Here is a 13376-nt window from a genome sequence, read left to right as displayed (position 1 = left end):
CACGTATGGATAAGAGGAACTCGTGACAGACACCTTGGACCCCACGCTCCCGCCCACCGGCGGTGCGGGTGGTGGCGACCGGATCGAACCGGTCGACATCCAGCAGGAGATGCAGCGCTCCTACATCGACTACGCGATGAGTGTCATCGTCGGTCGCGCGCTGCCGCTCGTCGAGGACGGCCTCAAGCCCGTCCACCGCCGCGTCCTGTACTCGATGGGGGAGAACGGGTTCCGGCCCGACCGCTCCTACGTCAAGTGCGCGCGCGTCGTCGGCGAGGTGATGGGTAACTACCACCCCCACGGCGACTCCGCGATCTACGACGCCCTCGTCCGGCTCGCCCAGCCGTGGTCGATGCGCTACCCGCTGATCGACGGCCAGGGCAACTTCGGTTCCCGGGGCAACGACCCCGCGGCGGCCATGCGCTACACCGAGTGCCGGCTCACCCCGCTGGCCATCGCGATGCTGCAGGACATCGAGCAGGACACGGTCGACTTCCTCGACAACTACGACGGCAAGACGCAGGAGCCCGTCGTCCTGCCGTCGCGGGTGCCCAACCTGCTCATCAACGGCAGCGTCGGCATCGCCGTCGGCATGGCCACCAACATCCCGCCGCACAACCTGCGCGAGGTCGGCGCCGGCGTGATCTGGGCGCTGGAGAACCACGAGGCCTCCGACGACGAGCTGCTCGAGGCGCTGATGGCCCGCATCCCGGGCCCGGACTTCCCGACGGCCGGCCTGATCGTCGGCCGCGACGGCATCGAGTCCGCCTACCGCACCGGCCGCGGCTCGATCCGCATGCGCTCGGTCGTCGAGGTCGAGGAGGACGCCAAGGGGCGCACCATCCTCGTCGTCACGGAACTGCCCTACCAGGTCAACCCGGACAACCTCATCGAGTCGACCGCGACGATGATCCGCGACGGGAAGCTCACGGGCATCTCCGAGATCAACGACGAGTCGTCCGACCGCATCGGCATGCGCATCGTGTTCACGCTCAAGCGCGACGCGGTGGCCAAGGTCGTCCTCAACAACCTGTACAAGCACACGCAGCTGCAGACCAGCTTCGGCGTGAACATGCTGGCGATCGTCGACGGCGTGCCCCGCACGCTGCGGCTCGACCAGGTGGTGCGCAACTACATCCGCCACCAGATCGAGGTCATCGTCCGGCGCACCCGCTACCTGCTGCGCAAGGCCGAGGAGCGGGCCCACATCCTGCGTGGTCTGGTCAAGGCGCTCGACGCCCTCGACGAGGTCATCGCCCTCATCCGGGCGTCGGCCACGGTCGACGTCGCGCGCCAGGGCCTCATCGACCTGCTCGACGTCGACGAGATCCAGGCCCAGGCCATCCTCGACATGCAGCTCCGCCGCCTCGCGGCCCTGGAGCGGCAGAAGATCATCGACGAGCTCGCCGAGATCGAGCGCGAGATCGCGGACTACCAGGACATCCTGGCCCGTCCCGAGCGGCAGCGCCAGATCGTCCGCGACGAGCTGCAGGAGATCATCGACAAGCACGGCGACGACCGCCGCAGCCGGCTCGTCGCCGACGACGGTGACGTCACCAACGAGGACCTCATCGCCGTCGAGGACGTCGTCGTCACGATCACCGAGACCGGCTACGCCAAGCGCACCAAGACCGACCTCTACCGGGCGCAGAAACGCGGCGGCAAGGGCGTGCAGGGCGCCACGCTGAAGCAGGACGACATCGTCGCCCACTTCTTCGTGTGCTCCACGCACGACTGGATGCTGTTCTTCACCAACAAGGGCCGCGTCTACCGGCTCAAGGCCTACGAGCTGCCCGAGGCCAACCGCAACGCCCGCGGCCAGCACGTCGCCAACCTGCTCGCGCTGCAGCCCGACGAGCAGATCGCCCAGGTCATGCAGATCAAGGACTACCAGGCGGCGCCGTACCTGGTGCTCGCCACCCGCAGCGGCCTGGTGAAGAAGTCCAAGCTCGAGGACTTCGACTCCAACCGCTCCGGCGGCCTGATCGGCATCAACCTGCGCGACGAGGACGAGCTCGTCGGTGCGGTGCTCTGCTCCGCCGACGACGACCTGCTCCTCGTCTCCGCCGAGGGCCAGTCCATCCGGTTCACCGCCGACGACGCCGCCCTGCGCCCCATGGGCCGCGCCACCTCCGGCGTGCTGGGCATGCGGTTCAACACCGGCGACCGCCTGCTTTCCATCGGTGTGGTGCAGGACGAGAAGTTCGTCCTGGTCGCCACCGCCGGCGGCTACGCCAAGCGGACCCCGATCGAGGACTACCCGGTGCAGGGCCGCGGCGGAAAGGGCGTGCTGACGCTCCAGTACGACCGCCGTCGTGGCACGCTGGTCGGCGCACTCATCGTCGGTATCGACGACGAGCTGTACGCGATCACCTCGACCGGAGGGGTGATCCGGACATCGGCCCGCGAGGTGCGCAAGGCCGGTCGGCAGACGAAGGGGGTCCGCCTGATGAACCTGGGCGAGAACGCCACGCTGCAGGCCGTCGCGCGCAACGCCGAGGACGATGCCGACGACGCCGAGCTGAACGGTTCGACGAGCTGATCCCTGCAGCGACGATCGAGCTGGTCACCGTGCCGAGCACCGAGGAGAGCGTCACCTCGTGAGCGAGAACAGCAAGCAGGCCGACGAGAGCGGTCGCGTCGCCACCGGCGACGCGGCCGCCCCTGGCACCGGGTCCGACGCCGCCCCCTCGGCGGACACGGCCGGCAACGGGACGGGTGCCGGATCCCCGGCGACCGGGTCGCCGTCGCCGACCGCATCGACCGCGCCGCCGACCGCGCCGCCGACCGCATCGACGGCGTCGGCGCCCGGCGGCAACGGAGCGGAGCCGTCAGCGGCCGGCGGGTCGGCCGACGCGCCGACCGAGATCCGGCCCGCGGTGCAGAACGGGAACGGCTCGGTCGACGTGACCAAACCCGCCGCCGCGGCCACACCCGCCGCCGGGACGAACTCCGCTGCCGGGACGGATTCCGCTGCGGCGCAATCGGTGCCGGGCAACGGCAAACCCAGCCCCACCGCCCGCCCGGTGCCGACGCCCCGGCCGGCGGAGGACACCGCCCACCCCACCTCGCCGGCCACGACCACCGCGGCCCCAGCCGACGACCAAGGCGTCCCCGCGCCCGGGCCGCACGCCGAGACCCCGCCGCCGTGGCAGCGCATGCCCGGCTCGGAACCCGTCGCGACCGCGCAGCCCACGGTGGCCGAACCGCCCGTCGCCGGCGGACTGTTCGACGGTCCCACCGCCTACATCGACCCCGCAGGCGCGCCCACCGCCGAACACCAGGGCCCCGGCGCGCCGGCCATGTCCGCGGCACCCCGCCGGCCGCGGCAGGCGGCGTTGCAGCTCAAGCGTCTCGACCCCTGGTCGGTGCTCAAGCTCGCGCTCGTCCTCGCCGTCGTCATCTTCTTCATCTGGATGGTCGCGGTCGGCGTGCTCTACGGCGTCCTCGACGGCATGGGTGTCTGGGACCGCCTCAACGGCACCTACAACGACCTCGTCTCCGGTGAGACCCAGACCGGCAGCGCCCTCATCAGCGCCGGCCGCGTCTTCGGCATCGCCGCCGTCATCGGCGCGATCAACAGCCTGCTGTTCGCCGTCGCCATGACGATCGGCGCCTTCGTCTACAACGTCTCCGCCGACCTCGTCGGTGGCGTCGAGGTCACGCTCTCCGAGCGCGACTGACCTGCGAAGATCGTCCTCGCACCGGGCTCGACCGGGCCGGTGCGGGGGCGGTGGTGGGGCTGCTGTAGTGTCGAACTCGCCGCAGGGGCCTATAGCTCAGTTGGTTAGAGCGCGTCGCTGATAACGACGAGGTCGCTGGTTCAAATCCAGCTAGGCCCACTCTTCCGGTTTTCGGTCACACATCTCCCGTCGAGGACGTGATCTCGTTGAAGAAGCTGATCGCCCTGGCCGTTGTCGCCGTCGGCGCCGCTCTGCTCGTCGCCGTCAAGCTCCGCGGCCGCGACGAGGAGGACCTCTGGCACGAGGCCACCACTCGCTGACCACTCCGAGCGGGGTACCGTCGTCCCTGCTCCTCGGGGACGTAGCTCAATTGGCAGAGCACCGCCTTTGCAAGGCGGGGGTTAGGGGTTCGATTCCCCTCGTCTCCACCACCGCTGACCTGCGGAAACACTCGGCCTGCTCAAAGGCTGCCCGCTGATGTGACACGAAGTGTGACACGAACGACGTAGCTTCTCGCGTCATGGCCAGGGCGATCAATCCGCGGAAGCGTCAGCAGGGAAGCATCGACGAGCTGCCGAGCGGTGCTCTCCGCGTCTACGGGGGCGTCGACCCGATCACGAAACGCCGGTACAACCTCATCGAGGTAGTACCGCCGGGCCCGAAGGTATGGGACCGGGCCGAGGAGGTTCGGCTCCGCTTCGTGGCCGAGGTCAAGCAGCGACGAAGTCCGCACACATCGGCCACGGTCAACCAGCTGCTCGACCGCTACCTCGACCAGCACCAGGGCGGCAAGCGGACCGTCACCGGGTACCGCGAGTACGTCGACAAGCACGTCCGGCCGTTCATGGTGACCGGAAGGTCGGGAGCGTCGACGCCGACGTCCTGGACTCTCTCTACGCGGAGCTCAGACGGTGCCGAGAGCACTGCACGACGAGGCGTGGGACAGATCATCGGACCCCGCGTCCGCACGACTGCGATGACCGTTGCCGACCGCACAAGTGCCGGCCGCTGGGCAACGCGACGATCCGGAAGATCCACTACGTCCTCAGCGGCGCGTACAAGAAGGCGATCCGCTGGCGATGGGTGGCGACAAGCCCCATGGATCAGCCCGGGTCGGTACCGGACGGCGTCGGTGCCGTCGAATCCGGTGGTGCGGTCACCGCCGCCGGGCGCCCGCCTCCGTGACCACGCCCCGGGGGTTGAGCCTCCCGTTCACGACGTTGCGCGCGACGTCGGCCAGCCGCAGGTTGTGACGACGGGAGTAGCCGCGGAGCCGCTCGAAGGCCTGGTCCATCGGGAGGCCCCCGTACTGGGCGATGACACCCTTGGCCTGCTCGATGATGACCCGGCTGTTCAGCGCCGTCTGCAGCTGCTCGGCGACGACCTCGGTGCGGCGGACCGTGCGCTCGGCGAGGATGCCGATCGTCGCCACGTCGGCCAGGGCCTGCCCCAACGCCAGGTCGTTCTCGGGCAGCGGGCCCGGGGCACGGTGCAGGAGGTTCATCGCCCCGATCGCCTGTCCCCGCAGCCGCAACGGCAGCGCGTGCACGGACCGGAACTCGGTCCGGGCGGCCACCGCGGCCACGAAGCGGGGCCACCGGTCGGTGTCGGACAGGTCGACCACCGCGACCGGGGCCGACGCCCGCACGCACTCGACGCACGGCCCCTCTCCGGCCTGGAGCTGCAGCAGCTCCATCAGCTCGGCGTCCTCGCTCGACGCCGCGACCGTGCGCAGCTCGCCGTCGGCGTCGACGAGCATGATCGCCGCGGCGTCGGCGCCGAGGAGCAGGACGCTGTGTGCGACGAGCCGGTCGAGCATGTCGATCATGTCGTAGTCGTCGACCAGGGTGTCCGCGAGCTCTACGAACGCCCGCGAGATCTGTCGCTCCCGTGCGTCTCCGGTGACGGGGCGCACCATCGGCACGTGGCCCTCTGAGTGCATCGGTACTACCTCATCTCCTCGGTGAATACCAATCGCCGCTCGACCACGTCCCGGGCGACGTCGATGAGCATCCGTTGCTCGAAGAACGCCCACGCCCGCATCCTGGCCAGCGCCTCCTCCGGGCCGATACCCAGCTGCACCAGCACCATCCCGACGGCCTGGTGAATCTCGGGCCGCCCGAACAGGACATCACTCAGCGCCGCGTCCCGGCCCTCAGTGTCGTCCGGGTGGCCGTCGTCGTGAAGCTCGGGGTTCCCGCGACCGTCGCCGTCGACACCGGCCACGCCGGGGCCCGTGCCGCGGCGGGCCTCGCCGTCGGGGACCTCCGTGGCCCTCCGAGCCGACCCCGGTCGGGTCCGGAGCTGGAGCAGCAACAGCGCGGCGACTTCCGCGACCCCGAGAAGGTCCTGCCACTGCACCGCGGTGAACTCGCCGGCCCGGAGCCGGTAGAGGTCCAGCACACCGATCGTCAACGCCCCCCAGTGCAGGGGGAGGGCGTACAGGGCCTTCGCCGGCGTCCGCTCGGCCACCTCCGCGGCGAACACCGGCCACCGCGAGTGCTCGCTGGTCCTCGCCAGGTCGGACACGAGGACGGGCACCCCGCTCGTCGCGGCCTCGACACAGACGCCCTCGTTGAGGGTGAACTGGAGGTCTTCGAGGGCGAGGGCCGTCGCGTCGGTGGCCCACAGCGTGCGTCGTGACGGATTGGCGGGCAGGACCGAGATCGCCGCGCCGTCGACGTCGAGTTCCTCGACGCACGCCTGACACACCTTGCGCGCGAGCGCCTCCTCGTCCAGGTCCTCGGCGATGAGCGCCGCGATCTGCTTGGTGGCCGCGCCGCGTTCAGCCACCGCGGCACCGCGTGCTCCGACGAGCTGATCCGGTACGGCTCACGGGCCTCCCACCTCGAAGCGGAGTGGGTGCGGCGGGAACCGGGCCTGACACCGACTTGCTGGCGAACGTACCCGTCCGAGCGCCTCCGCAACCGCCCGGACGGGCCCGTGTCGCGACCACGTGGACCCGACGGACCGGATCGGCGCCGAACCGAGCGGTCGTGGCCGGGCGGTGGTGGCCGCGGGGCCGCGCTGCCGGCGCGGTTGCGTCGCAAGGGTTGCGCTGCGTTGTCACGCATTCGACAGGTCGGCGTCGCCGACGGTTCCGGCGGGGGGCCGGCGCAGGTGGCGGCGGAGGGCTTCGCCGTCGGTGTGCGTCGGGGGCTGGTCCGGATGAAGTCGAGCACGATGGCGGCGAACCGCACGGGGTGTTCGGAGTGGGGGAAGTGCCCCGTGTCGTCGAAGACCTCCAGACGGCTGCCCGGCAACCGGTCGTGCGCGGCGAGGGTGTGAGAGAACGGGATGACGGTGTCCGCGGCGCCCCCGATGAACAGTACGGGCACGTCGGCGAGGAGATAGAGCCGGTTGGTGCCGTCGAGTCGTTGGCCGGACCAGCTCAGGGTGCTGCGGACGGTCTGCACGAACGCGCGCCGGGCGTCCTCGTCGGTGAAGGAGGCCAGTGCCGCGGACACGCCGTCGATGTCGGACGCCGGGATTCCCGGGACCGCGAGGGCGACGCGGCGCAGAACGTCGATCAGCCGTGGCCGCCCGGGCGCTCATGTGAGGGCAGTGGCCGGTGGCGTCGACGGTCAATATGGCACTGCCCGCGATGTGCCGGTGGACGTACTTGCCCATCGCAGGCGGCGCGATCACGTCCTGCGCGCTCTGGATCACCAACGTCGGCACGCTCACCTTCGCGAGGTTCCGCCCGGTTGTCGGCCGGGAACGTCGCACGGGCGACCACCCCTGCCACCAGTGGATCGGTCCGGCAGAAGCTGTCGGTGAGCTCCTGGGCGAGCTCGGGCCGGTCGGGCGCGCCCATGATGACCGGGGCCATGGCGCCCGACCAGCCGAGATACTTGCTGTCGAGCGACTCGAGCAGCTCGTGGACGTCGGCGGCGCTGAACCCGCCGCGGTAGTCGCCGTCGTCGACGTAGCGGGGCGAGGGGGTCAGGAGGAACACACCGGCGAACAGCTCCGGGCCCGGACCGCGGCGAGCACGCCGATCGACGCTCTGACGGACTGCCCCACGAGGACCACGGGACCACGGGACCGCGGTCGAGGGCACGGCAGAGGCCGAGCACGTCCGAGAGGTCCGACCGGCCGGCGCCCACGTGGTCGAACAGCACGACGCGCACCGGGCGGCAAGGTCGTCGAGGACGAACCGCCACACGTTCTGGTCGCAGCCGAAGCCGTGCGCGAGGACGACCACGGGTCCCTCGTCGAGGCCCGTCACCACGACGTTGTGGGCGGACGACCTCGGCGGCGTCGTCGGACATCTGCTCGGTTCCCCTCTGCGTGGTCCGAGGTCGCCGCATTCGCGGTGACGGGCGGACGTCGAGCGACCGGACCGCCCGGCGCCGGAGTCCCGACGGCCTTCAGTCGCGGGCCGTGAGCCGCGCGATCCGGCGAGGGGTGGGCCAGCGCACGCTGTGCGCCCAGCCGAGCTGCTCGAACACCCGGATGAGCCGGGCCGTCATGTCGACCTGGCCGCGGCCGATGCCGTGCCGGGCACAGGTCGGGTCGGCGTGATGCAGGTTGTGCCACGACTCGCCCATCGACAGGATCGCGAGCGGCCACACGTTGGTGGCCCGGCCGGGAGCGTCCCACGGGCGGTCTCCGATCATGTGACAGATCGAGTTGATCGACCAGGTCACGTGGTGCAGCACCGCGACCCGGACCAGACCGGCCCAGAAGAAGGCCGTCAGCGCACCCCACCACGACAGGGTCGCGAACCCACCGATCAGGGCCGGCGCCAAGAGGCTGATCACGGTCCAGAGCGGGAACAACCGGCTGATCCGGGCCACGTCGGCGTCCGCGAGCAGGTCGGGAGCGAAGCGTTCGGCGTTGGTGCAGTCACGGGCGAACAGCCAACCGAGATGGGAGTGGAAGAACCCCTTGGCAAGCGCCGCCGGAGTGGTGCCGTACAGCCACGGCGAGTGCGGGTCCCCGGCCTTGTCGGTGAACGCGTGATGGCGGCGATGGTCGGCGACCCACGTGATCACGTCGCCCTGCATCGCGAGGCTGCCGGCGACGGCGAGCCCGCTGCGCAGACCGCGGCGCGCCTTGAAGGACCGGTGGGTGAACAGACGGTGGAACCCGGCGGTCACGCCCAGCCCGGACAGGAAGTAGAAGCCGACGGCGAGGCCGACGTCCAGCCAGGACAACCCCCAGCCCCACGCGAGCGGCACTGCCGCGACCAGCGCGAGCATCGGGAGGAGGGTGAAGCCGTAGACGAGCGCTGCCTGACCAGCCGGCCGGCGGGCGGCGAGCAGGGGCTTGGCCACCGGCTCATCCGTCCGGTCGGTGGCCGGCATCGATGCGGCATCGACGTCCACGACCGGCGTGGACGCGGTGGAACTTGGGGTCATGCGGTTTCCGTTTCGGTTGACGATCACCCGTTGCGGTATGCGCCGAGTGGTTCCGCCGGGGTCCGAAGCGGAGGAGGAGAGCCCTGGCCGCACAGCGGCCCGGGCTTTTACGACGAGAGGGGTTACCCGGAACCCTCTCCGACTACGCGCCGCGGCTCCGACTACGCGCCGCGGCAACGCGGCCAGCGTGGTGTCCGTCGCTCGTCGGCCCGGCGCAGACGCGCACCTCCGACGATCGCCGGGAGCCCAGGCCGCAGAACGCGGCCACGCTAGAGGACGCGGCCACCGTCGGCCTCCCAGCGCGCCTGCCAGTCGTCGGACGCTCGGGGCGGGACCATCGGCGCATCGTTCGCGGTCGGCGGCGGCGTCGCCGCTCGGGAGCGGCTGCGGGCACGTCGGCGCGTGCGCCGCGATGCGGAGGACCGGATCGGCGTGGCCGGGTCGTGGTCGGCCGGGAGGGACGTGCTCATCACGGTGACGACGGGGTGTGGCCATCGGCCATCGCGAGATCGCTGACGAACTCCGCGATCTGCCCGGGGGCCGGGAACGGGTCCGGGTGCCGGTAGCGGACCGACCGCGCAGTCGGAGCCCGGCCCAGCTCGGCGGACCAGCCGACGCGCTCGTCCCAGACGATGGAGACGGGACGTGCGCGTCCGGGCTGCAGCACGGCCCCCAGGGACGCCCGGGGGTCTCGTCGCCCGCGGTTCTCCCAGGTGGTGATGCGAAGTGCCGTGCAGTCGATGAGGACGGACCGGGTCAGGCCGCCTGCCTCACCGGTGCGCTGGGGCGGACAAGCCAACACGCCACGCTGCCCGAGGGCGTGTACCACCGCGCCGACGTACCGCTCGACGCAGTGTTCGGCCACCGCGGGGTCGTGGCTCGGGCCCTGCACGTCGGCTCTCCGCAGCTCGAGGGTGTCCGGGTGGGCACTCGTCGTCGACACGGTCTCTCCTGTCCGTTTGCCCCTCACGGGGTGTGCGGTGCGGGGCTGGTGTCCGCGTCGCTAGGCAGTGGTGTTCACGACCGGGTTCTGGTGGCCGCCGCTGTGCTCGCGGGTCAGGTGCCGGTCGCGGTGGCGGTGCAGGCGCGCCTCGAGTTTCACCAGCGCCGCGGCGAACGCGGGATGGAATCTGGAGCCGCGGGCCTGCACGCTGAGGGTGAAGCCCGGACCGAAACCACTGATCTCGACACGATCGCGAAGCTTCGTCTGCCGTGGGTTGCGCTCGCGGAACACATGGACCTCGAACCTGTCGACGGCGTCGTCGTGCCGTCGGAGGTTGCTCATCTTGTCGATCACGTGTGCGCGTTGGCTCGCGCTGACGGTGAGTCCGTGGCCCAGAACCATGACCGGCCGGGCGGCCGGGCGCTGCGGTTCGGGTGCGACCACTCCGTCTCCCATGGTGGGCCGACCTTCCTCCCCAGTCCCGCCGGCAATCATGAGCCGGTCGCCCGCTCGGCTCGATCCGGGGCGGGGGCGGCTCCGGACGCGCGCGGGCCGGTCGCGGCAGCCAGCAGCCGGAACATCTCGGCCGCATCGGGCCCGTCGTAGACGGCGCTCCCGTGCGCGTCGGTGACGTGGTTCTCGCCGCCTGCCGGGGTGTTCCGCCAGGGCAGGGGATGCCGGCGCGAGAGCGCGGCCGCAGGCGTCCCGGTGCGGGCGGGCGTCCGGCCGGGCCGCTGTCGGAACGGCCATCTCCGGGCGGTCGTCATCGCACCTTCTCGGGGATGTGGTCCAGAGCATGCAGGATCAGCACGGCGAGCTCGTCCGCCGCAGCCTTCGGTAGCGGCGAGTACGTCGTCACCACCTCGGTGACGAGGTCGACTCGTCGTTCGTAGGGGGTGCGGACGTCGGGAACGGTACTCATAGCGCCTCTTCGTGGTGGTGTCGCTGCGACAGACAGGATTGTGAGCCGCGCTCAGGAGGACAGGGTGGTCGCGGACAGCAGGTCCGCGACCGTGTCCGCGTTGCCGGGTCGTGCCGCGGCAGCCATCGCCGCACGGGCATGCTCGGGCGCCTCGTCGACCGGCACCACGAGCAGTGTGAGGCGGTGCTTCCGGGTGAGGATGTCGACGGTGCAGGTCCGCTGGTGGTCGTAGCCGCCTGTCGATACGGCGACACCGTCCACGGCGACCCGGCGGGGCGTCTCGTCCCAGTCGCCCAGGTGGTAACCGACCCGTTCGACCGGGCCGAACCGGCCGACAAGCGCCGGGATCAGGTTCAGGAGCTCGCGAGCGAGATGGCGCGATCGCGGCCACCACGCGCCGTCCACCTGGCCGGTGGGGGTCGGGGTCGGGTCCTTGAGCTCGAATCGAGGCGGTTCGGAGGTGCCGGTCCCCGTGGTGGAGTGGTGATTGAGTGAAGTGGTTGCCGACGACACGTCGGGCTCCCGTTCCCGGGCGATCTCGCGCCCGGTGTCAAAGTTCACCAAGGACGACGTGGGCCAGATCGCCACGTGCAGAATGCTCTCGGCACTCCCGAGTCTAGCCCTACCGTCCGCACAGCGTCGTCCGGAAGGTCGAACCAATGTGGCTAGATCCGTGATCGTGTACTGCCCGGGGACGTTGGTCGAGGCCGTGTGACGACACGACCTGATTGATCTTGAACGGGGAAGACCTCCTGTGGTTGGTGCGGAGCGGTCTGACGGCATCCGCACCGACCCCAGGAGGTCTTCGTGGTCCACGCTAACGCCCCGCTGTCCCGAACTCGGTCGACTACGCCTGGCACGCCTGTCGGGTCACAATCCCCAGCTCACGCACCCGGCCCGCACCCTTCCGGAGCCCCGCGCTGCAGTCCGATCACGTGCCAGCTCCCGCCGTCCGATGAAACGTGACAAGAGCACGACGGGGGCCAGATCGAGCGTCAAGCCAGGGATGCAACCTACTCATCTTGGGTGCGGCACAGGCCGCTCCGGTCGGAAGTGCATGCGGAGTCCGCTTCTCACCCGGAAGACCTCCTACCGGTGACAAACGGCATCGGACCCCGACAGCGGTTGCCGCCCCACCCTGGGCGGAGTACACCTGTGTCGCAGCCCTGGACCCTGGCCGCGACAGCACCGCACGTGCAACTGGCTGGTGGCAAGCCTTGTCAATGGCGGAGGGGGCCGAATGCGTGTGAACACCAGGCGGAACCTGTGCCATGCGGCGCCCTCGATCGCTCATCGCGCGCCATGACACCCGAGCGGCCGCAGCTGGCGCGTCCCAGGGCTCGCCTGGGCGACGATGATGCACGAGGCCGCTCGAGTCCCCCGGCGAGCGGCGCTGTCACCGCGGAGCGCGACCGGATGGCAGACCAATTGTCCATGACCATCATCCCGCGCCTTTTCGCGGCCGGGCTCAGCCTCGACAACGCCTCATCCCGGCTGCGTGTATCAACCACAGCACACGCCACTGCGCTCACCGCCGGTCACATCGACGATGCCATCCGCATTCTTGACCAGGCCATCAAGGAGATCCGCGCGATCGTCTTCCCTGCGACGGAGCGCGACGCCGTGGAAGGAGCTGACCTGCCCGGCAGGCTCCAGGCCGTCGTCGCCGACATGGCCGCCGTGCTGGGTTTCCCACCGCTTGTGTCGTTGAGCTCCGCGCTCACCGACGCCGTCCCGCACGATATGGGCGACGACCTGGTCGTCGCGTTACGGGAGTCACTTGCCAATGTCGTGCGGCACGCCCGCGCGCGCTCCGTGGAAGTCACCGTCACGACGAGCCCCCACCGGCTCACCCTCGAAGTCGCCGACGACGGCGTCGGACTCGGGAGGATGCACCGCGGCCGTGAACTACGTTGCGCGCAGCAGCGCGCCGAGTACCACAGCGGCACCTTCCAGACGACCACTCCCGATCACGGGGGAACGCGAGTGGTCTGGTCAGTTCCCTTGTAGTGCCGTGGCCCGACCTCGCTCCGGGACCGGCCGAAGCGGCAGGGCACATTTGACCACCCAGGACCGGGACCCTTGAGGCCCGCCATGGCGTCCGCGTCCCGCCTCGGTGGCCGGAGCCGGCCGGGCCCGCGCGGGGTGGGCCCGGCCGCCCGCGCTCGATGACTTCTCCGCCTTGGCAACGAGCCTGCCGTGTGCCAAGCGCGCCAACAGAACTCAGCGCAGCAAGCGTAGGTGTGACCGAGGAGGAAGTCCCCGATCGTCTCACCGCTGGCATGCGCGGTGCGGACCCGCATGGTGAGGGCCGCGGCCGCAGCTTCCCCGTAGGGGACCTGGCGAATGAGGAGCAGGGTGAGGTGCGCCGCGTGCGACCAGTTGCCGTGGCGCGCGTCGTCGGCGCGGCGTTCCCAGCAGGCCACGGTGGTCGGGACCTTGACCTCGCGGGCGTCGACCTG

The 13376-nt window shown here is 70.7% G+C and carries 13 protein-coding genes and 2 tRNA genes; 6 read left to right on the top strand and 9 right to left on the bottom strand.

Going from position 1 to position 13376, the window contains the following annotated elements; all coding sequences use genetic code 11:
• The first annotated feature begins 34 nt into the window (after positions 1-34).
• The 5 genes from gyrA (at position 35) to PSU4_RS09505 (ending at position 4114) form a co-directional block, all read left to right on the top strand.
• Entirely contained in the window at positions 35-2542 is a 2508-nt protein-coding gene (gene gyrA, locus PSU4_RS09520) for a DNA gyrase subunit A (RefSeq protein WP_147105311.1), read from the top strand.
• 58 nt (positions 2543-2600) lie between these two features.
• Positions 2601-3683, top strand: coding sequence for a DUF3566 domain-containing protein (locus tag PSU4_RS32250; protein WP_246115019.1), 1083 nt, complete (start codon positions 2601-2603; stop codon positions 3681-3683).
• 85 nt (positions 3684-3768) lie between these two features.
• A tRNA-Ile gene (locus PSU4_RS09510) sits at positions 3769-3842 on the top strand.
• A 38-nt stretch (positions 3843-3880) separates the two neighbouring features.
• Complete coding sequence (locus tag PSU4_RS31825) at positions 3881-4003, top strand: DLW-39 family protein (RefSeq protein WP_222596215.1); 123 nt, start codon at positions 3881-3883, stop codon at positions 4001-4003.
• Between the two features lie 35 nt (positions 4004-4038).
• Positions 4039-4114: transfer RNA gene (locus tag PSU4_RS09505), tRNA-Ala, on the top strand.
• A gap of 725 nt (positions 4115-4839) precedes the next feature.
• On the opposite strand, the gene PSU4_RS09500 is transcribed toward PSU4_RS09505, so the two are convergent.
• The 9 genes from PSU4_RS09500 to PSU4_RS31820 all read right to left on the bottom strand — a co-directional run bounded on the left by PSU4_RS09500 (position 4840) and on the right by PSU4_RS31820 (position 11502).
• Positions 4840-5625: a GAF and ANTAR domain-containing protein gene (locus tag PSU4_RS09500; RefSeq protein WP_246115018.1), complete on the bottom strand. Its 786-nt coding sequence runs from the start codon at positions 5623-5625 to the stop codon at positions 4840-4842.
• A gap of 5 nt (positions 5626-5630) precedes the next feature.
• A complete protein-coding gene (locus PSU4_RS09495; RefSeq protein WP_147105122.1) occupies positions 5631-6476 on the bottom strand; it encodes a GAF and ANTAR domain-containing protein in 846 nt (281 codons plus the stop codon).
• Between the two features lie 273 nt (positions 6477-6749).
• Positions 6750-7370 carry an alpha/beta fold hydrolase gene (locus PSU4_RS32245; RefSeq protein ID WP_246115017.1) on the bottom strand — a complete coding sequence of 207 codons (621 nt, stop codon included), beginning with the start codon at positions 7368-7370 and terminating at the stop codon, positions 6750-6752.
• Between the two features lie 686 nt (positions 7371-8056).
• On the bottom strand, positions 8057-8995 hold the full coding sequence (locus PSU4_RS09485; RefSeq protein WP_147105303.1) for an acyl-CoA desaturase: 939 nt from the start codon (positions 8993-8995) through the stop codon (positions 8057-8059).
• A gap of 523 nt (positions 8996-9518) precedes the next feature.
• The gene (locus PSU4_RS09480) at positions 9519-9992 is read right to left on the bottom strand and encodes a DUF6292 family protein (RefSeq protein WP_147105119.1); all 474 of its coding nucleotides are present in this window, start codon (positions 9990-9992) and stop codon (positions 9519-9521) included.
• 60 nt (positions 9993-10052) lie between these two features.
• Positions 10053-10487, bottom strand: a complete 435-nt coding sequence (locus PSU4_RS31210) for an HPF/RaiA family ribosome-associated protein (RefSeq protein WP_222596214.1) — start codon at positions 10485-10487, stop codon at positions 10053-10055.
• Positions 10484-10759 (bottom strand): hypothetical protein, encoded by a 276-nt coding sequence (locus PSU4_RS31205; protein WP_186816843.1) that lies wholly within the window; start codon positions 10757-10759, stop codon positions 10484-10486. Before PSU4_RS31205 ends, PSU4_RS31210 begins: the two co-directional genes overlap by 4 nt.
• Positions 10756-10914 (bottom strand): DUF6307 family protein, encoded by a 159-nt coding sequence (locus PSU4_RS31200; protein ID WP_186816842.1) that lies wholly within the window; start codon positions 10912-10914, stop codon positions 10756-10758. Before PSU4_RS31200 ends, PSU4_RS31205 begins: the two co-directional genes overlap by 4 nt.
• Positions 10915-10965: 51 nt before the next feature.
• Entirely contained in the window at positions 10966-11502 is a 537-nt protein-coding gene (locus PSU4_RS31820) for a DUF5994 family protein (protein ID WP_246115016.1), read from the bottom strand.
• A gap of 846 nt (positions 11503-12348) precedes the next feature.
• Here PSU4_RS31820 and PSU4_RS09465 point away from each other — a divergent pair.
• Positions 12349-12924, top strand: coding sequence for a sensor histidine kinase (locus PSU4_RS09465; protein ID WP_147105113.1), 576 nt, complete (start codon positions 12349-12351; stop codon positions 12922-12924).
• Positions 12925-13376 lie beyond the last annotated feature (452 nt).

It is taken from the genome of Pseudonocardia sulfidoxydans NBRC 16205 (assembly GCF_007989085.1).
In the GTDB taxonomy this organism is placed as follows: Bacteria; Actinomycetota; Actinomycetes; order Mycobacteriales; family Pseudonocardiaceae; genus Pseudonocardia; species Pseudonocardia sulfidoxydans.
The sequence above is the reverse complement of the archived record's forward strand: the minus strand, read 5'-3'. Positions and strand labels throughout refer to the sequence as shown.

What these genes read in the sequence shown, in the direction of transcription:
- PSU4_RS31200 (WP_186816842.1), bottom strand. Translation starts at nt 10,914, where the DNA reads ATGAGTACCGTTCCCGACGTCCGCACCCCCTACGAACGACGAGTCGAC.
- PSU4_RS09500 (WP_246115018.1), bottom strand. Translation starts at nt 5,625, where the DNA reads ATGCACTCAGAGGGCCACGTGCCGATGGTGCGCCCCGTCACCGGAGAC.
- PSU4_RS31205 (WP_186816843.1), bottom strand. Translation starts at nt 10,759, where the DNA reads ATGACGACCGCCCGGAGATGGCCGTTCCGACAGCGGCCCGGCCGGACG.
- PSU4_RS09465 (WP_147105113.1), top strand. Translation starts at nt 12,349, where the DNA reads ATGACCATCATCCCGCGCCTTTTCGCGGCCGGGCTCAGCCTCGACAAC.
- PSU4_RS31210 (WP_222596214.1), bottom strand. Translation starts at nt 10,487, where the DNA reads ATGATTGCCGGCGGGACTGGGGAGGAAGGTCGGCCCACCATGGGAGAC.
- PSU4_RS09485 (WP_147105303.1), bottom strand. Translation starts at nt 8,995, where the DNA reads ATGCCGGCCACCGACCGGACGGATGAGCCGGTGGCCAAGCCCCTGCTC.